The organism is Mesorhizobium sp. B2-4-17, assembly GCF_006441275.1.
Lineage (GTDB): Bacteria > Pseudomonadota > Alphaproteobacteria > Rhizobiales > Rhizobiaceae > Mesorhizobium.
Map to the genome: position 1 here is coordinate 118,995 of NZ_VFUX01000002.1, position 16,000 is coordinate 134,994.

Here is a 16,000-nt window from a genome sequence, read left to right on the forward strand (position 1 = left end):
TCCCGCCAGCTTTCGAAAAAAACCGCTTCAATCCCCGCGCAAGTACCCCGCCAGCGCCACTGCATTGTTGTGCGCCTCGTCATGCGCTCCGTAGAGCAACGTCACCCGGCCTTTATCAAGCAGAGTGCGCAGCACCGTCACCGCATCGTCATTGCTATCCAGCTCGGCTCGATACCGCCGCTGAAACTCTTCCCAACGCGCCGGCTCATGGCCGAACCATGTGCGCAACTCGTCGCTCGGTGCGATGTCCTTCAGCCATAGCGTCAGCGCGGCGTCCTGCTTGCTGACACCACGCGGCCAGATGCGGTCGACCAGGACGCGTTGGCCATCGCCGGGTTCCGGCGTTTCATAGACGCGCTTTAGCTTGATATCGAAGGCCATCACCCCTCTGCGGCTCGCTCAGGCCCACTCACCTTTGCGCATCACCGGCACGCGGCTGCCATCCTTGTTGACGCCGTCGATGTCGATCTTGTCCGAACCGATCATCCAGTCGATGTGGATGAAGCTCTTGTTGCCGCCGCGCGCCGCGATCTCGTCCTGGCTGAGCGAGGCGCCATTGACGAAGCATTTCGAATAGCACTGACCGAGCGCGATGTGGCAGGCGGCGTTCTCGTCGAACAGCGTGTTGAAGAACAGCAGGCCGCTGGCCGAGATTGGGGAGGAATGCGGCACCAGTGCCACTTCGCCGAGGCGGCGTGCGCCTTCGTCGGTGTCGAGCACTTTCTTCAAGACATCCTCGCCCTTCGACGCCTTGGCCTCGACGATCCTGCCTTCTTTGAAACGCACCGAGATCTCGTCGATCAGCGTGCCCTGGTAGGACAGCGGCTTCGTGGAGGAAACATGGCCTTCGACGCACCTTGCATGCGGCGTGGTGAAGACTTCCTCGGTCGGGATGTTGGGGTTGCAGGTGATGCCGTTCTTGGCCGTCGAGGCGCCGCCTATCCATTCATGGCCGTCCGCCAGCCCGACCGTCAGGTCGGTGCCCGGGCCGGTGAAATGCAGGGCGTGGAAGTTGTGGCCGTTGAGCCATTCTGTGCGGCCGCGCAGCGCTGCGTTGTGCGCCTTCCAGTTGCCGATCGGATCCTCGACATCGACGCGCGAGGCGGCGAAGATGGCGTCGGCAAGCTTCGCCACGGCGACGTCGTCGGCGTCATCCGGGAAGACTTGCCTGGCCCAGGCCAGATCGGGATAAGCGATAATGTTCCAGTTGATATCGAAGCCGGTGATCTTTTCCAGCGCCGGCTGGTAGGCCACCGAATTGGCCTTGTTGGCGCGCGCCACCTTGGCCGGGTCCTGCGCCGACAACAGCGAGGGATCCTCGCCGCGCACGGCAAGCCGGGCCGCATTGTTGGAGAAGGCCTCCGCCATGCCCTCATACAGCCAGCCGGCGGCGCGGTCGAAGCCGGCGTCGGCGCCGAAGCGGTAGCGCGCCAGCGTTATCTCGTCATCGTTGAAGATCGGCGTCACCAATCCGGCGCCGGCCTTGTAGGCATGCTCGACGATGCGCCTGGTCAGCGGCAGCGCCGCGATCGACGAGGTCAGCACCAGATCCTGTCCGGGCTGCAATTGCAGGCCTACCTTGATGGCGACTTCCGCCAGCCTGTCGAGCTTTACCGGATCGATCGTTGCGGAAACGCCGCGCGAGTGTGTGGTCATGATCCTGCCTGTCGTAGTGGGATGTCTCGTTCAACATAGACCGGTGCCACGCCGCTTTCCACCGCGTTCGTGCCAGCAGGTCCTGCAGTCGCCGATCCGAACTGCGCCATCGTCGCCTCGATCTCTTCCTTGATCCAGACCTTGAAGTCCCGGACCTTGCGGCTTTCGGTCTTGGCTGACGAGGTGACCAGCCAATAGCCGAGCCCGCTCTGGGCGCGGACCCCGAACGGCGCCACCAGCCGCCCGTCGGCCAGTGCATCGGCCGTCAGCAACTGCCAGCCCAGCATCACGCCGTGGCCGGCGATCGCCGATTCCAGACACAGCATCGGATCGGTGAAGCGCGCGCCTTTCTGGAAGGTGACGGGCGGAACGCCGGCGGCGGCGAACCAGCTTTCCCAGTTGATCATCGCCCGTTCGTCGGTGATGGCGCAGGTCAGCGCCAAATCTTCGATCGATTGCAATTTGGCAGCGATCGATGGCGCGCAGACCGGGAAGACCTCCTGCGCCAAAAGCAGTTCCGTTCGCCCGCCCGGCCATTTGCCGTCGCCAAGTCGGATGGCAACGTCGATGTCCGAGTGATCGAGATCGGTGAGCCGCACCGAGGCGTCGATGCGCAGCAGCACGTCGGGATGCCGGGCGAAGTGGCGCGACAGCCGCGGCAGCAGCCATTTCGAGGCGAAGGCCGGTGCCACCGAAACCACCAGCGTGCATTGGGTCGCTTCGTCCGCCATCGCCACCGCGTAGGCAAGCTCGCGAAACGCCGCGCCGAGGCGGGTGGCGAACATGGCGCCGAATTCGGTCAGGACCAGACCGCTCGCCGTACGCTCGAACAGCGCCTGGCCGAGTTGCTTTTCGGTGCGGCTTATCTGCTGGCTGACGGCACTGCCGGAAACGTTGAGCTCGCCGGCGGCCGCCGCCAGCGATCCGAGACGGGCGACGGTTTCGACGGCGCGAAGGCCATTGAGATGGACGCGGTTGAGCATGGCCATTTGAGTTTTTCTAAACCGATCCGACCGGAATCTCAATTGAAAGAGAGACCGAAACGACAGACCTTGTTGAGGGGAGACAGACCCGCGGAGCCGGAAATGCTGAGGATGCTGTCGTCGCTGAAGGTGATGTTCGCCGCGAATGCGTCGCATGAGCCACTCTGCGACGGCGATACGCAGAGGTGGGTGACCGATCCGCTGTCGCATCCGGTGCTGAACGCCATGTCGCAGCGTGAACTCGCTGACGTGCCGTTCAGGGTGACGGCGCGGCGGACCGTGCATGAGACCGCTTCATTTCACGTCGATTTCGGTGGACGCTGCTGAGCGGATGCCACGCGTTCGGGATCAAGCAAAAGTCGAGCGCAGCATGGCGCGCTGAGGCCCCGCTGGCCCAATGAAAGGCGGATTGTTTCGGCGGTCGCTGCATTTATTGTGCGCTGCAATGAAATCGGCCAACTCCACAGCGCTGCGCTTCGCCTTCGCCGGCATGATTGCCATGGCCGTCGCCATGGGCATCGGCCGTTTCGTTTACACGCCGATCCTGCCCGGCATGATGGAAGAACTGCATCTGTCGCCGGCCAATGCCGGGTGGATCGCTTCCGCCAATTACCTCGGCTACCTTGTCGGCGCGCTTGCCGCGGCTGGCGGCTGGGCGCATGGGCGCGAGCGTTTGCTGATGCTGACAGGTCTTGGCGCCAGCACCGTGCTTGCCGCGTTGATGGGGCTGACCGACACAATGGTCGCCTTTCTCGTCATCCGTTTTCTGGCGGGTCTCGCCAGCGCCTTTGTCATGGTGTTCATGGCCAGCATCGTTTTCAGCCATATTGCCGCCGCCAGTCGTGGCGACCTGCAGGCCTGGCATTTTGGCGGCGTCGGCCTTGGTATCGCGATATCGGCGGCGATGATGGCGGTGCTGGTCACTGGGCATGCCGGCTGGGCGGCCGGCTGGCTATGGTCGGCGGCCATTTCGGCATGCGGTTTCGTGGTCGTCGCGCTCCTGGCAAACGAGGGCCCGCTCGCCAATGGCGAAACGAGCCGCGAGCCGGCACTGCCGAAAGACCGGTCGCTGATGAAGGTCATCGTCGCCTACGGCCTGTTTGGGTTTGGCTATGTGGTGACCGCGACATTCCTGGTCGCCATCGTCCGGCAAGGTGGCGGCAGCCGCGTTTTCGAGGCCATGGTATGGATGGTCGCCGGCCTCGCCGGCTTTCCCTCGACCTGGCTCTGGCAGAAGATCGCCACGCGGATCGGGCTCTATGGCGCCTATGCGCTGGCGTGCTTCATCGAGGTGATTGGCGTCACCGCCAGCGTGGCGCTTGGCGGATATTCGGGGCCACTGCTTGGCGGCCTGCTGCTCGGCGGCACCTTCATTACCATCACCGCGCTCGGCCTGCAGGCAGCGCGGCAGCAGGCGCCAAGGGCGCCCCGGCGCATCTTTGCCTTGATGACGGCGTCGTTCGGCCTTGGCCAGATCATCGGCCCCATCGCCGCCGGGTTTCTGGCCCAGATGTCAGGCGATTTCTTTCTCGCTTCGATCGTCGCCGCGGCCATGCTGATCGTTTCCGGCGTCATCACCTGGTCGGCCGCGCCAAAATCGGGTAGTGTCTCAGTTTGAATTTCCAAGCAGGTACTCAAACTCCCATTCGCCTAAGCGGGAAAGCTGGAAGGCGATATCGTTCCACGTCTCGCCCTCAACCGCACAACGTTCGCTCAGGAAACTCTCCAGCTCTACATGATCGAACCTAGGCATGAAGATTACGCCGCCGCCTGAAAAGACCTTTTCTGTCTGGGACCGCAGAAACCTATTTGTCGAGCAAACCGTTGCCGTGAACGCGTCTGACCCTTCCTTGCCTGCTTCGCCAGCGTAGAAGTCTATTTCAACCAAGAAGTCAGCGGGATCGTCTGGAAGCCAAGTGGCCGGGTCTTCCCCCAATATGGCGGAGTTTGTAAAACGGTAGCCTCTGTACTCGGCCTTCATGAGACAGGCACCTTGAGTTTCTTGTACGGTCCGCGCTTGCCCGGTTTCGGCGCGACGGCGTCCATCATTCCGCAGAGATCGTCCATCGACCACAACGTTGCCGACACGCCAGCGGCCATTGCCGGCGACATTTTCAGCGTCTTGTGAACGCGGATGAAGTTGTACCACGTGTACAGCGCGACCATATGGACGTGGTTATCGAACTTCTTCGAAAACGCGTTGGTCAAGCGAGTGAAGCGGCGCATCTGCATCCGCATGGTGAGGTTCTGGCGCTCGACGTGCGACGTGCTGACGTGCGCCAGGTCGGGCTGGCCTTCGATGCGGGTCTTCTTCGCGCCAGTGCATACGGCGGGGCTGTAGCGGCGTTCCTGTGGCACCGCCTTGCCTTCCGGCTCGCCATACAATTCAGCTACCGTTGACTGGCGGCAAGGACAACAAAAACCCTACTTAGACCAACGCTTCGCAGCCGCCTTCTTGGCGATCTCTGCGCGCCGCTCTGGCGTCATGTTCTCAGCGCGCTTCTTTCCGCCCCTCGCGCCGAGCGCCTTGGCGGCAGGGTCTTTGCCGTCTTCAACGATTTCGTCGGCTTCCTCGCCTGTTGCAATGCGCATGACGCGGACGGCGTTGCCGATCACGTCGGCGGGCCGCTTCTGGCCTTTAGGTCCGGTTGGCATTCTCTAGTTCTCCGCGTGGCTAAAGACGACAGCGCCGTTGTCCTTGCGAACTTCAACGCATACGACGCCATCGTCACCCCTTCGGGTCTGGAACATGGCGATTGCATGATCTTTGGCCGTCTTCTCAGCGTCAAAGGTCACCTTGTCGATGACGCCCCGTCTTCCATACCAGATGACAGTGTAGGCCACTGAAGCTCCCATGCTTTCCGCTAAGCATATGGGGCTTACCGCTTTAATGCCAAACCTAAAAGCGGTATCGCGGGATTTCAAACTGAGACACTACCCAAAATCGCCATGATTTGTGGTCTTGCTCTGTGCCGGGTATCGGGCAGGCATTTTCTTTCCCCCTAATGTGTGACTTTATGCCCGCCGTCATCAGCTGATTTGCGCATCGATCGAGGAATTCGCCCCAGTGTTCGTATCCTTCTTCCCGCAGCCGAAGCTCTTCTTTTCTTCGGCTGCCGTCTGGAGCCTTGCGGCGATCCTGTTCTGGTTTTTTGGTGGTGAGCAACTGGGAGCTGTGTTTGGCCTGCCGCCAGCCGCTGCGGGGACACCACCAATCATCGGCATCGCCGTTCTGGTGTCGAAGCCGTTCCTCTGGTTCTATATTTATTTCGTGGCATGCGTGGCCATCTTCTACGCGTTCTGGACCTGGTACTCGCCGCATCCATGGCAGAATTGGTCGATCCTGATGACCGCGGTCATCCTGTTCTTCATCTATTTCAATGTGCAGGTCAGCGTCGCCGTCAACGCCTGGTACGGCCCTTTCTTCGACTATGTGCAAGGGCTGATGTCGGGGACGGGAAAGTCGACCAATGGCGAGTTCTACACCGGACTGGCCGACTTTTCGTGGCTTGCGCTGGTGGGCATGAACGTGCAGGTCGTCAATGCCTTCATCGTCAGCCACTGGATCTTCCGCTGGCGCACGGCGATGAACAACTATTTCATCGAGAACTGGACCAGACTGCGCCATATCGAGGGCGCCTCGCAGCGCATCCAGGAAGACACGATGCGGTTCTCGCAGATCATGGAAGATCTCGGTTCCAGCTTCGTCCAGTCGATCATGACCTTGATCGCCTTCCTGCCGGTTATGATCCAGTTGCAGGCCCACATCAGCGAATTGCCGATCGTCGGCGCGATCCCGCAGCCGCTGGTCGTCGCGGCCCTTGCCTGGTGTCTGTTCGGAACGATCTCGGTGATGATTGCCGGCCTGAAGCTTCCGGGGCTGCAGTTCCGCAACCAGCGTGTCGAGGCTGCTTACCGCAAGGAGCTTGTTTACGGCGAGGATCACGCCGATCGTGCGCAACCCGCCACCACGGCCGAGCTGTTCGCCAATGTCCGACACAACTATTTCAGGCTCTATTTCCATTACATCTATTTCAACGTCGTCCGGTACACCTACTTGCAGGCCGACAACATTTTCTCTCTGCTGATCCTGGGTCCGTCGCTGGTCGCGCACAAGATAACGTTCGGCGCGCTGAACCAGATCTCGAATGCGTTCGGCAAGGTGACGGGCTCGCTGCAGTTCCTGCTCACCTCCTGGTCGACCATCGTCGAGCTGCAGTCGGTCCACAAGCGCCTGCGCGCCTTCGAGGCGACGCTGGAAGGCGCGCCGCTGCCAGACATCGACCAGCGCTATCTCGCAAGACAGGGCGCCGAGGACCCGGCTTGAAAAAGCTTGGATATTGATGCGAAGCGTTGGCGGTTCAGCCGCCAACCGAGGCCTTTTTTCGGCCTCCGCCCTGCCGCTCGACATAGTCGCGGAAGCTGATGCACTCGACATCGGACTTGACGCAGACCTCGCCTGCAAAGCGCTCCAGCGCATTCCAATAGGCGCCGTCATTCATCAGCGTGAAGTGGAAGCCGAGCTCAAACGGAATGCGCTTGCCCTGGTATTGCGCGTCGAAGGCCGCACGGAAAGCGTCATAGGTCCGGTTGGCGAACTCGTTCGCCTGGCTTGGCCGTTCGAAGCCGCCCGAGTGGCGGACATAGAGGTTGTAGTCCATGGCGATCACTGGCCGCGATTTCGGCCCTTCCGGGATCTGCGGCAGTGAAAAGCGGGTGATGCCGCCGACGGTCGGTGGCCGGGCAGGGCCCTGTGAGACGCCGCTGGCATCGAACTGGTAGCCGGCGGCGGGCAACGCTTCGTAAAGCGCCTTGCTGGTCGACAGATAGGGGGCACGGAAGCCAACCACCGCATGCCGCGCGAAGTTTTGCCAGCCTCCCGGTTCGGGCGTGATGCCGTTGATCGTGTAGGCGTTCTCGAGAATATGCTCGAACGAGGCGAACTCTTTCAGCCAGTCGGCTTTGCTCCAGTCCTTGCCATCGAAATGGCCACAGGCGTGGCTGGCGATGTCATGGCCCTCACGGGCGGCAAGGCCGATCTGTTCGAGCCGCTCGGCCACTTCCTGCCTGGAGGCGGCAAAGCCGATGTTGGATTTGCCGGCCGACTTGCCTGGTGCGGTGTATTCCTTGCGCGTCTCTGGCGACAGCAGGAAGACGCACGACAGAAAATAGGTGAAGTGCGCGCCTGTGCGTTGCGCCAGCGCCCGGCTGCGCTTCCACTGCGAGATGTCGCGGGCGCTGTCGAAGGAGATGATGACGACTTGCTTCGGTTTTGCCGGCATCGGTGGCGCGGGAGGATCGGCCAGAGCCCCGCCGACAGTGGCGAGCGAGAACGCGACAACGCGACACAAACAAGACATAGGCAAATTTACAGGCTCCGGTCGGTCAGAAAGCCGGCTATCGCCCAAATGTGGCGCGGGTGCGATTGGCCTTTTCGTCCGTTTGCCCTGGCAATAGGCGATTTTCCGGTCGAACCCCTTCCATGCCGACAAAATTTCGCTAAAACGCGGGCTCATGAACCGCCCCGGCCCGGGGCAGGAATGGTTTGATTGATGTCCGACGACAGTTTTATCCGTGAAGTCAACGACGAGATCCGTCGCGAACAGGCACAGGCGCTGTGGGACCGTTTCGGCCCGGCCTTGCTTGCCGTTGCGGTGCTCGTGGTGCTCGGCACCGCCGCCTTCGTCGGCTATCGCTATTGGGACGAGACACGCGCCAACCGATCCGGCGACGCCTTCTCGCAGGCCTTGAAGCTTGCGAACGACGGCAAGAACGACGAGGCACTGGCTGCGCTCGATCAGTTGGAGAAAGATGGCTACGGCGCCTATCCGCTGCTTGCCCGCATGCGCGCCGCGACCGTCAAGGCGAACAAGGGCCACGTCGATGCCGCCGTCAAGGATTTCGACGAGGTCGCGGCCGACACCGCCATCCCCCAGGGCATTCGCGACATGGCGCGGCTGAGGGCAGCACTTCTGCTTGTCGATCACGGCTCTTTCGCCGATGTCTCCAGCCGCGTCGAGGCGCTGACATCGGACACCAACACGCTGCGTCATACCGCGCGCGAGGCGCTCGGCCTTGCCGCCTGGAAGGAAGGCAAGACCCAGGATGCGTTGAAGCTATTCGACCAGATCGCCGCCGATGACGGCGCCCCGCGCAACACGCGCGAACGGGCGACCTTGATGTCCGAGCTGATCCGCGGCTCGGGCAACGCGTCGTGATTTCGGATGACGTTCAAGGTAGCCATCATCGGCCGGCCTAACGTCGGCAAATCGACTCTTTTCAATCGGCTGGTCGGAAAGAAGCTGGCGCTTGTCGACGACACGCCGGGCGTGACACGCGATCGCCGTGTCCATGCCGCCAAGCTTTATGACCTGCATTTCGACGTCATCGACACCGCCGGTTTCGAGGACGCCGGCGCCTCGACCTTGCCCGGACGCATGCGCGCGCAGACCGAGATCGCCATCCGCGAGGCCGACCTGATCTTCTTCACCATCGACGCCAAATCCGGCCTGCTGCCGGACGACAGGACCTTTGCCGAGATCGTGCGCAAATCCGGCAAGCCGGTCGTGCTGGTTGCCAACAAGGCCGAGGCGAAAGGCGCGCAGGGCGGCATGCTGGAAGCCTGGGAACTCGGCCTCGGCGAGCCGATCCCGGTCTCGGCCGAACACGGCCAGGGCATGCCCGATCTCCGTGACGCGGTGATCGCCGCGCTCGGCGAGGAGCGCGCCTTCGGCGAGGACGATGAGGATGACGAAGAGGTCGCCGCCAGCGAAGTGCTGATCGGCGAGGACATCGCCGATCCAGACGCCGAGGATGCGCCTGCCTATGACGACACCAAGCCGATGCGCATCGCCGTCGTCGGGCGTCCGAACGCCGGCAAGTCGACGCTGATCAACGCGCTGATCGGCGAGGAGCGGCTGCTGACCGGGCCGGAAGCCGGCATCACCCGCGATTCCATCTCCGTCGATTGGGACTGGCGCGGGCGGCGGATAAAACTGTTCGATACGGCAGGCATGCGCCGCAAGGCCAGGATTCACGAAAAGCTGGAAGTGATGTCGGTGCAGGATGGCTTGCGCGCCATCCGTTTCGCCGAGATCGTCATCATCGTACTGGACGCCACCATCCCTTTCGAGAAACAGGATCTGCAGATCGCCGACCTGATCATCCGCGAGGGCCGGGCGCCGGTGATCGCCTTCAACAAATGGGACTTGATCGACAAGCCCCAGGAACTGCTGGCGGAACTGCGCGAGAAGACCGAGCGGCTGCTGCCGCAGGTGCGCGGCATTCAGGCTGTGCCGGTTTCGGCCGAGACTGGACGCGGCCTCGACAAGCTGATGGATGCGGTGCTGAAGACGCACAAGGTGTGGAACAGCCGCGTCTCGACTGGCAAGCTCAACCGCTGGCTGGAAGCCATCCTGGCGCATCACCCGCCGCCCGCCGTTGCCGGGCGCCGGCTGAAGGTCAAATATGTCACCCAGGCCAAGACACGGCCGCCGGGCTTCGTGGTCCAGTGTTCGCGGCCGGATGCGATGCCGCAATCCTACGTGCGCTATCTCTCCAACAGCCTGCGCGAAGCTTTCGATATGCCCGGCGTGCCGATCCGCATGGCGCTGCGCACCTCGGACAATCCGTTCGCCGGCCGGGCCAAGAAGCGCGGCTGAACCTCGGCGCCGATCAGGCCACGGCCCGCAGGCCGGCATCGCTGGCCCTCGTGCTTTCCGGCAATGCCTGTCGCGCCGCTTCCATCAATATGTCCGCGAGCCGAGCCGCCACCGGCTCGATTTCGGCGTCCCGGCGATGCAGAAACAACGTCATTTTCGGCAGCGCCGGCAGGCCCGCGATTTCCGGCATCATCGCCTTGATGCTGGCCGGCAAGCCGATGTCGGTGACGGATCGTCAGTCCCAGCCCTGCGGCCACTGCCGCCAGATGCCGCCAAGGCTCGGGCTTGAGAAGGCCATGCGCCAGGGCAGCCCGGCGCGGCCGAGCGTTTCGGTCGCCACCGTCCGCAGAAGGCAGGGCGCCTCAAAAGCGACCAGCGGCAGGGGCTCGCCGTCTCGCAGGCCGTTCTCGATGCGTCTTGCCGGGGCCGATTCAGCGCATTTGAACATCGGCGACGTGCTGGCTGTAAGGCAGTGTGTCGCCGTTGTGCCAGGCGAGTGCGATGTCGAGGCTGCCTGACATCACCCTCTCGGCAAGTTCATGGCTGCGCGCGATCCTGGCTTCGATCTTGACCTTGGGGTGGGCTCGGGCAAAGCGGCCGAGCACGTCGGGCAGCACCGCTTCGCCGAAATCCTCCTGCAGGCCTATATCAGGCCAAAGCGGCAACGGGTGCTGCTGAGAGGGGGCGCGCCCGTTTGGACATAGGAAACCGTCGCTTCGCCCAATCGATACAGGGTCTCTCGACAGTTCGATGGAGAAGCACCGAGAACAAGAAGCTAATCATCGCCGCGGCAATCGTGGCCACGAGAGGGCCGTACTCTTTGTCGACTTCGAAATTGTCGGCCAGGTTACGAATGACGATCTGATGAATCATATAAAAGGCGAAACTGACCTCTCCGCAGAAAACGAGAGGGCGGCAAGAGAGGACACGCGCCACCATGCCGGATTGGTGGCCAAAAATATAGATCGCAATCGCGAACAACGGATACATCCCATATGCTCGATAGGCGTCGTGGGCCATGTCGGACGAATGGTCGGCGAAGAATTGTACGATAATGGCATGCACGCGCATGTAGCCCACAAGGCAAACGATCGCGCCGATCTGACAGAACGCCACCCACGCATCAGGGATGCGCCTGCGCTTGAACAGCTGGTAGGCTGCCATCCCTGAAAGGAACTCCACCATTCGCAAGGGCGGAAAGAATTGCGCGAACGATTCGTCCGTTATGTAGAGGTCCAGCCACCATTGTTCGGAAGGAAGAGGAAACACCGGCCGCGGCAAAACAACGGTAAATGCAAGCAGACCGAGGGCCGCAAGTGTCCAGCCGCTAATCAACAGCATCATAAAGCGCGGCCTCAAGCTCAGGATGAATGGCAGCGCAAGATAGAAAAATAGCTCGACTGATATCGACCATGAGACACCGTTATACGCATAGGCAGTCCCGTAGGTCGGGACCCAGGCATTCTGGAGGGTGGTCACCAAATATGCGGTAACGAGGCTCATGCGATTCCAAAGCGACGCTGCGGCGAGGAAGGCACATAGAATGTGAAGCGGCCAAAGTCGAAAAAACCTTTGGAAGATAAAGTTTCTGACGTCACGCGGGGTCTGGAATTCGCCGTCGAAACTGTACGACAAGACGAATCCCGACAGGACGAAGAAAAACGAAACGCCGAGATTGAGATTCGTGCTCAAGATCGACTGAGGCGAATCAATTCCGAATGTCGTCAGATGGTGGAAGAATATCGATAGAGCCGCGAAGGCTCGCAAAGCCGTCAAACTGTGAAGCTGCGGACGCTTGATCGCTCCCGCCAGTTCGAGACCGTTCGCAACGATAGTTCCCACGGATCGCTCCCCGCCAACTCTGCTTTGCAGAGCAGCTATCCCAAACCGGCTCCATCTGGCGGTTGGTAGTATGGATATCTGGTTAAGGCAGGCTCTGTCATAACGCTTGTCGTCGACACCCGCCGCAAAACCGCCCGACTTCGAAACCACGACCTTGAGCCGACTGAGAAAACCCGATCAATCCCGTTAACGTCCCATCAAGGTTAATGCATCATTTTGCTCTCCAGTGGGGTCAGTAGCGTTCCTGGAGAGAGTTCCGTGCATCGACGTATGTTGAAGCGGCTTGTTGCCGCCGCCGGTGAGAAACGCAGCTTCGTATCCCCGCTCATCATCGGTCTCGGCATCTGGATAGGCTTCCCGACCGTCGCCGCCTACCAGGATATGACGAGCCTGGTGTCCGGCCTTGAGGCACCGACCGCGCGCTGGAATTCCTATGTCGAAAAATCCGTTGCCGGCTCGGTTCATGCCGCCGAGATGCCGTTCGTCGATTCTGATAAAACCGCGTCGCTCTCCGGTTCCGGCGTGCGCCTTCCCGGCGTCGGCTCCGTCTCGTTCCGGGGCAAGGGCGGCAAGGTCAGCGCGACGCCAGACGAGGACCGCGTCGTGCGAGCCGACAAGAAGGGCCGCATCGTCCAGGTGTCTCCCGTTGCACCGCCGAAGAACTTCAACGCCGGGTCGATCTTCCAGCGGACCTCCTCCCTGATGCGGCCGACCATGGACAGCGGCCTGAAGATGGCGTTCGCCAAGCCGCAGATCAAAGGCAAGGAAATCCAGATCGCCTCGGAATTCCATGCGCGTGAGGACAAGAAGCCGGATCCGGGCGTGCCGGCCATGCTTGCCGCCCTGGTCAACAACTCCCATCCGGATGTGCTGGCGACCGCCTATGCGCAATCCGCGCCGGACTACGCCAAGGCCTCGCCCTTCGAAGCCCTGCTTCAGGACGAACAGCCCAACAGCGGCCGCTTCATTCCGCCGATGGCCAAGGGTGACCATTGGTGGATCCAGAACCCGCTTCCAGCCAGCGTCTTCTCCAAGCCCGAGCAGAAATGCCTGGCCAATGGCATCTATTTCGAGGCGCGCGGCGAATCCGTGCGCGGTCAGGCCGCTGTCGCCCAGGTCATCCTCAACCGCGTCCGCAACCCCGCCTATCCCAATTCGATCTGCGGCGTCGTCTACCAGAACGACAGCTGGTTCAACCGTTGCCAGTTTTCCTTCGCCTGCGACGGCAGGAAGAAGCGCATCGACAATCCTGTCGCCTACAAGACCGCGCAGGACATCGCCATGGCCGTCACCGCCGGCAAGATCTTCATCCCGGAGGTCGGATCATCGACGCATTACTACGCCCAGTACGTCCATCCGGGCTGGGCGCACACGATGCAGAAGATGACCAAGATCGGCCTGCATATCTTCTATCGCACCTATGGCGGCGGCTGGAGCTGAGGCCCCGGCAGTCGCCGATCTTTTCATGCGCTTGTGCAGCTGATTGGGGAGCCGTTGCAGGGGGGATTCGTGCAACGCATCCCCATTCTCGTGGCGGGCACGATGTCGCACCTCTCTAATAGATTGATTTTGTTGCCTAAAATACATGACAATGAACTTCCGCCCGTGGCTTGACGGGCGCAAACCCTCTAACTATGTTGCCGGCGACTTAGAAGCGGACGGACGGTGACGGTCTGACCGGGCAGGGGGGGTACGATGGCCGATAAAAGCGGGCCAGACGGATCCGGAGAAACCGGCCGCGGCAAGCAGCATGAAGCCGGCATCCGCGATGACGATCTTGAGCGACGTCGGCGTGAACTTGAAGCATCGCTTGCGACAAGGCTGCCGAACCGGCGCGAGGGGAAAGACGACGCGAAAGCGGGCAGTGCGGCCGGTTATGGCCAGGCGGTCAAACTCTCCAGTGAATTTATCGCTGGCGTGGTGGTGGGCGCCGGCATCGGCTGGATCATCGACCGTATGGCGGGGACATCGCCGTGGGGTCTGATCGTTTTCCTGCTGCTGGGTTTTGGCGCCGGCGTGCTCAATGTCATGCGTTCAGCGGGCGTTGTGGCGGAATTCGGACAGGGCGACAAATCGCGCTCTGACCGGGACGACAGCAAATAGCCGCTCTCGCGGCAATGGTAATTTGGCCGCACGCGGCATTGACGGGGTTAGAACGTGGCAGCTGACAAGGTCGATCCGATCCACCAGTTCCATATCATCAAGCTGATTCCGATTAATATCGGCGGCTACGACCTGTCCTTCACCAATTCGGCGCTGTTCATGGTCGCGACCGTGTTCGTGGCGGCGGCGTTCTTGTTCCTGACGACGTCGAGCAGGAGCCTGGTCCCCGGCCGACTGCAGTCGGTCTCCGAAATGGCCTATGAATTCGTCGGCAACATGTTGCGCGATGCCGCCGGCACGCAGGGCATGAAGTTCTTCCCGTTCGTATTCTCGCTGTTCATGTTCGTGCTGGTCGCCAATCTGCTCGGCCTGTTCCCCTATTTCTTCACCGTTACCAGCCATATCATCGTGACCTTCGGCCTGGCCATCCTGGTGATTGGCACCGTCATCGTCTACGGCTTCATGAAGCATGGCCTTGGCTTCCTGAAGCTGTTCGTGCCGAAGGGCGTGCCCCTCGTGATGATGGTGCTTGTTGTTCCGATCGAGGTGATTTCCTTCGTATCGCGCCCGGTCAGCCTCTCGGTTCGTCTGTTCGCGAACATGCTGGCCGGTCACATCACGCTGAAAGTGTTTTCGGGATTTGTCGTCAGCCTGAGCGCGCTGGGTGCGCTCGGCGTTGCGGGTTCGATCTTGCCGCTGGCCATGGCGGTGGCGTTGACGGCGCTGGAACTGCTCGTGGCGCTCTTGCAGGCCTATGTCTTTGCGGTGCTGACCTGCATGTATCTGAACGACGCCCTGCATCCTTCGCACTAATTCGAGTTTCCGGCATGGCTGCCGGATGGAATCGCAACGGAATTTAGATCCAAAGGAGTTGAACAAATGGACGTGGAAGCAGCAAAGTACATCGGCGCCGGCATCGCTTGCTTGGGCATGGGTGGCGCGGGTATTGGCCTGGGCAACATCTTCGGCAGCTATCTCTCGGGCGCGCTGCGCAATCCGTCGGCAGCCGATGGCCAGTTCGGCCGTCTGATCTTCGGTTTTGCCGTGACCGAAGCTCTGGGCATTTTCTCCCTTCTCATCGCGCTTCTGGCCCTGTTCAAGTAAGCCTTGCGCCCATCTGGCCCGACGCCACGGCGTTCGGGGCTTGAATTTCGGGGATAGTCCATGTTCGTGACATCTGCCTTTGCGCAAGAGTCCGCGCCTGCCACCACGGAAGGCGACACGCATTCCGGTACCGGCGTGCCTGCGGAAGCACACGGCGCGTTCCCGCCATTCGATCCTGCGACGTTCCCGTCGCAGCTTCTGTGGCTGGCGATCACGTTCGGGCTGTTCTACCTCTTCCTGAAGAGGGTGGTGATGCCGCGTGTTGGCGGCATCATCGACGTCCGCAACGACCGCATCAGTCAGGATCTCGACCATGCGGCCAGGTTGAAGGGCGAGGCCGACGCTGCCGTCGCTGCTTACGAGCAGGAACTGGCGGAAGCCAAGAAGAACGCCAACTCGATCGGTCAGCAGGCCAATGATGCGGCCAAGGCGGAAGCCGAGACCGCTCGCAAGAAGATCGAGGCCGCCCTCGATGAGAAGCTTGGCGAGGCCGAGGCGCGTATTTCTTCCATCAAGGCCAACGCCATGAAGGAAGTCGGCACCATTGCCGAGGACACCGCTTCGGCAATTGTCGAGGCACTTGTCGGCGGCAAGGCCAGCAAGGCCGAGATCGCGGCCGCGGTCAAATCCGTGGCCCGGTGAGGAGCGCAT

General features: G+C 61.6%; 21 protein-coding genes and 1 pseudogene. 10 read left to right on the forward strand and 12 right to left on the reverse strand.

What is annotated here, in order from left to right; all coding sequences use genetic code 11:
- Positions 1 to 27: 27 nt before the first annotated feature.
- The 3 genes from FJ548_RS02240 to FJ548_RS02250 are packed head-to-tail and all read right to left on the reverse strand — an operon-like array spanning position 28 to position 2,645.
- Positions 28 to 381, reverse strand: a complete 354-nt coding sequence (locus FJ548_RS02240) for a DUF488 domain-containing protein (RefSeq protein ID WP_140776605.1) — start codon at positions 379 to 381, stop codon at positions 28 to 30.
- Positions 382 to 399: 18 nt separating this feature from the next.
- Positions 400 to 1,656: an aminopeptidase gene (locus FJ548_RS02245; RefSeq protein ID WP_140776607.1), complete on the reverse strand. Its 1,257-nt coding sequence runs from the start codon at positions 1,654 to 1,656 to the stop codon at positions 400 to 402.
- Positions 1,653 to 2,645 (reverse strand): LysR substrate-binding domain-containing protein, encoded by a 993-nt coding sequence (locus FJ548_RS02250; RefSeq protein WP_140776609.1) that lies wholly within the window; start codon positions 2,643 to 2,645, stop codon positions 1,653 to 1,655. The genes FJ548_RS02245 and FJ548_RS02250 overlap by 4 nt, the downstream gene beginning before the upstream one ends.
- Before the next feature lie 96 nt (positions 2,646 to 2,741).
- Here FJ548_RS02250 and FJ548_RS02255 point away from each other — a divergent pair, with 96 nt between their 5' ends.
- Positions 2,742 to 2,966 carry a propionyl-CoA synthetase gene (locus FJ548_RS02255; protein WP_140776611.1) on the forward strand — a complete coding sequence of 75 codons (225 nt, stop codon included), beginning with the start codon at positions 2,742 to 2,744 and terminating at the stop codon, positions 2,964 to 2,966.
- 118 nt (positions 2,967 to 3,084) lie between these two features.
- Positions 3,085 to 4,257, forward strand: coding sequence for a YbfB/YjiJ family MFS transporter (locus tag FJ548_RS02260; protein ID WP_140776613.1), 1,173 nt, complete (start codon positions 3,085 to 3,087; stop codon positions 4,255 to 4,257).
- Here FJ548_RS02260 and FJ548_RS02265 read toward each other — a convergent pair.
- The 4 genes and pseudogenes from FJ548_RS02265 to FJ548_RS02280 form a co-directional block, all read right to left on the reverse strand.
- Entirely contained in the window at positions 4,249 to 4,620 is a 372-nt protein-coding gene (locus tag FJ548_RS02265) for an Imm8 family immunity protein (RefSeq protein WP_140760722.1), read from the reverse strand. The two genes, FJ548_RS02260 and FJ548_RS02265, sit on opposite strands and share 9 nt — an antisense overlap.
- Positions 4,617 to 5,000: pseudogene (locus FJ548_RS02270) on the reverse strand (IS1 family transposase); the annotation flags it as partial. The gene FJ548_RS02265 and the pseudogene FJ548_RS02270, both read right to left, overlap by 4 nt.
- Before the next feature lie 63 nt (positions 5,001 to 5,063).
- Positions 5,064 to 5,294 (reverse strand): RNA-binding protein, encoded by a 231-nt coding sequence (locus FJ548_RS02275; protein ID WP_140611008.1) that lies wholly within the window; start codon positions 5,292 to 5,294, stop codon positions 5,064 to 5,066.
- Positions 5,295 to 5,297: 3 nt separating this feature from the next.
- Positions 5,298 to 5,483 (reverse strand): hypothetical protein, encoded by a 186-nt coding sequence (locus tag FJ548_RS02280; protein WP_140611010.1) that lies wholly within the window; start codon positions 5,481 to 5,483, stop codon positions 5,298 to 5,300.
- Positions 5,484 to 5,706: 223 nt separating this feature from the next.
- Here FJ548_RS02280 and sbmA point away from each other — a divergent pair, with 223 nt between their 5' ends.
- Positions 5,707 to 6,966 (forward strand): peptide antibiotic transporter SbmA, encoded by a 1,260-nt coding sequence (sbmA, locus tag FJ548_RS02285; RefSeq protein WP_140611012.1) that lies wholly within the window; start codon positions 5,707 to 5,709, stop codon positions 6,964 to 6,966.
- A 34-nt stretch (positions 6,967 to 7,000) separates the two neighbouring features.
- Here sbmA and FJ548_RS02290 read toward each other — a convergent pair whose 3' ends face one another.
- Positions 7,001 to 7,999: a polysaccharide deacetylase gene (locus tag FJ548_RS02290; RefSeq protein ID WP_140776617.1), complete on the reverse strand. Its 999-nt coding sequence runs from the start codon at positions 7,997 to 7,999 to the stop codon at positions 7,001 to 7,003.
- A gap of 192 nt (positions 8,000 to 8,191) precedes the next feature.
- Here FJ548_RS02290 and FJ548_RS02295 point away from each other — a divergent pair, with 192 nt between their 5' ends.
- Both FJ548_RS02295 and der read left to right on the forward strand, forming a co-directional pair.
- A complete protein-coding gene (locus FJ548_RS02295; RefSeq protein ID WP_140611016.1) occupies positions 8,192 to 8,857 on the forward strand; it encodes a tetratricopeptide repeat protein in 666 nt (221 codons plus the stop codon).
- Positions 8,858 to 8,863: 6 nt separating this feature from the next.
- Positions 8,864 to 10,300 carry a ribosome biogenesis GTPase Der gene (gene der / locus FJ548_RS02300; RefSeq protein ID WP_140611018.1) on the forward strand — a complete coding sequence of 479 codons (1,437 nt, stop codon included), beginning with the start codon at positions 8,864 to 8,866 and terminating at the stop codon, positions 10,298 to 10,300.
- Between the two features lie 13 nt (positions 10,301 to 10,313).
- On the opposite strand, the gene FJ548_RS30245 is transcribed toward der, so the two are convergent.
- Genes FJ548_RS30245 through FJ548_RS02310 form a run of 4 tightly spaced genes read right to left on the reverse strand, consistent with a single transcriptional unit; the run spans position 10,314 to position 12,142 of the window.
- Positions 10,314 to 10,514, reverse strand: a complete 201-nt coding sequence (locus FJ548_RS30245) for a hypothetical protein (RefSeq protein ID WP_246678538.1) — start codon at positions 10,512 to 10,514, stop codon at positions 10,314 to 10,316.
- A 21-nt stretch (positions 10,515 to 10,535) separates the two neighbouring features.
- Entirely contained in the window at positions 10,536 to 10,748 is a 213-nt protein-coding gene (locus FJ548_RS30250) for a hypothetical protein (protein ID WP_246678539.1), read from the reverse strand.
- Entirely contained in the window at positions 10,732 to 10,965 is a 234-nt protein-coding gene (locus FJ548_RS30255; protein ID WP_246678540.1) for a LysR substrate-binding domain-containing protein, read from the reverse strand. Before FJ548_RS30255 ends, FJ548_RS30250 begins: the two co-directional genes overlap by 17 nt.
- On the reverse strand, positions 10,949 to 12,142 hold the full coding sequence (locus tag FJ548_RS02310) for an acyltransferase (protein WP_181168687.1): 1,194 nt from the start codon (positions 12,140 to 12,142) through the stop codon (positions 10,949 to 10,951). The genes FJ548_RS30255 and FJ548_RS02310 overlap by 17 nt, the downstream gene beginning before the upstream one ends.
- Positions 12,143 to 12,400: 258 nt before the next feature.
- Here FJ548_RS02310 and FJ548_RS02315 point away from each other — a divergent pair, with 258 nt between their 5' ends.
- From FJ548_RS02315 to FJ548_RS02335, 5 genes are all read left to right on the forward strand, one after another.
- The gene (locus FJ548_RS02315) at positions 12,401 to 13,582 is read left to right on the forward strand and encodes a cell wall hydrolase (RefSeq protein ID WP_140611022.1); all 1,182 of its coding nucleotides are present in this window, start codon (positions 12,401 to 12,403) and stop codon (positions 13,580 to 13,582) included.
- A 255-nt stretch (positions 13,583 to 13,837) separates the two neighbouring features.
- Positions 13,838 to 14,245, forward strand: coding sequence for an AtpZ/AtpI family protein (locus tag FJ548_RS02320; RefSeq protein WP_140611024.1), 408 nt, complete (start codon positions 13,838 to 13,840; stop codon positions 14,243 to 14,245).
- Between the two features lie 54 nt (positions 14,246 to 14,299).
- Complete coding sequence (locus FJ548_RS02325) at positions 14,300 to 15,058, forward strand: F0F1 ATP synthase subunit A (RefSeq protein WP_140611026.1); 759 nt, start codon at positions 14,300 to 14,302, stop codon at positions 15,056 to 15,058.
- 66 nt (positions 15,059 to 15,124) lie between these two features.
- Positions 15,125 to 15,349 carry a F0F1 ATP synthase subunit C gene (locus FJ548_RS02330; RefSeq protein WP_140611028.1) on the forward strand — a complete coding sequence of 75 codons (225 nt, stop codon included), beginning with the start codon at positions 15,125 to 15,127 and terminating at the stop codon, positions 15,347 to 15,349.
- Between the two features lie 60 nt (positions 15,350 to 15,409).
- The gene (locus FJ548_RS02335; protein WP_140742604.1) at positions 15,410 to 15,991 is read left to right on the forward strand and encodes a F0F1 ATP synthase subunit B; all 582 of its coding nucleotides are present in this window, start codon (positions 15,410 to 15,412) and stop codon (positions 15,989 to 15,991) included.
- The last annotated feature ends 9 nt before the right edge of the window (positions 15,992 to 16,000 follow it).

Bases quoted from the DNA above. Each gene is read 5' to 3' on its own strand.
- FJ548_RS02330 (WP_140611028.1), top strand. From the start codon at position 15,125: ATGGACGTGGAAGCAGCAAAGTACATCGGCGCCGGCATCGCTTGCTTG.
- der (WP_140611018.1), top strand. From the start codon at position 8,864: ATGACGTTCAAGGTAGCCATCATCGGCCGGCCTAACGTCGGCAAATCG.
- FJ548_RS02255 (WP_140776611.1), top strand. From the start codon at position 2,742: ATGCTGAGGATGCTGTCGTCGCTGAAGGTGATGTTCGCCGCGAATGCG.
- FJ548_RS02250 (WP_140776609.1), bottom strand. From the start codon at position 2,645: ATGGCCATGCTCAACCGCGTCCATCTCAATGGCCTTCGCGCCGTCGAA.
- FJ548_RS02260 (WP_140776613.1), top strand. From the start codon at position 3,085: ATGAAATCGGCCAACTCCACAGCGCTGCGCTTCGCCTTCGCCGGCATG.
- FJ548_RS02335 (WP_140742604.1), top strand. From the start codon at position 15,410: ATGTTCGTGACATCTGCCTTTGCGCAAGAGTCCGCGCCTGCCACCACG.
- FJ548_RS02245 (WP_140776607.1), bottom strand. From the start codon at position 1,656: ATGACCACACACTCGCGCGGCGTTTCCGCAACGATCGATCCGGTAAAG.
- FJ548_RS02295 (WP_140611016.1), top strand. From the start codon at position 8,192: ATGTCCGACGACAGTTTTATCCGTGAAGTCAACGACGAGATCCGTCGC.
- FJ548_RS02265 (WP_140760722.1), bottom strand. From the start codon at position 4,620: ATGAAGGCCGAGTACAGAGGCTACCGTTTTACAAACTCCGCCATATTG.
- FJ548_RS02320 (WP_140611024.1), top strand. From the start codon at position 13,838: ATGGCCGATAAAAGCGGGCCAGACGGATCCGGAGAAACCGGCCGCGGC.
- FJ548_RS02275 (WP_140611008.1), bottom strand. From the start codon at position 5,294: ATGCCAACCGGACCTAAAGGCCAGAAGCGGCCCGCCGACGTGATCGGC.
- FJ548_RS02240 (WP_140776605.1), bottom strand. From the start codon at position 381: ATGGCCTTCGATATCAAGCTAAAGCGCGTCTATGAAACGCCGGAACCC.
- FJ548_RS02290 (WP_140776617.1), bottom strand. From the start codon at position 7,999: ATGTCTTGTTTGTGTCGCGTTGTCGCGTTCTCGCTCGCCACTGTCGGC.
- FJ548_RS30250 (WP_246678539.1), bottom strand. From the start codon at position 10,748: ATGTTCAAATGCGCTGAATCGGCCCCGGCAAGACGCATCGAGAACGGC.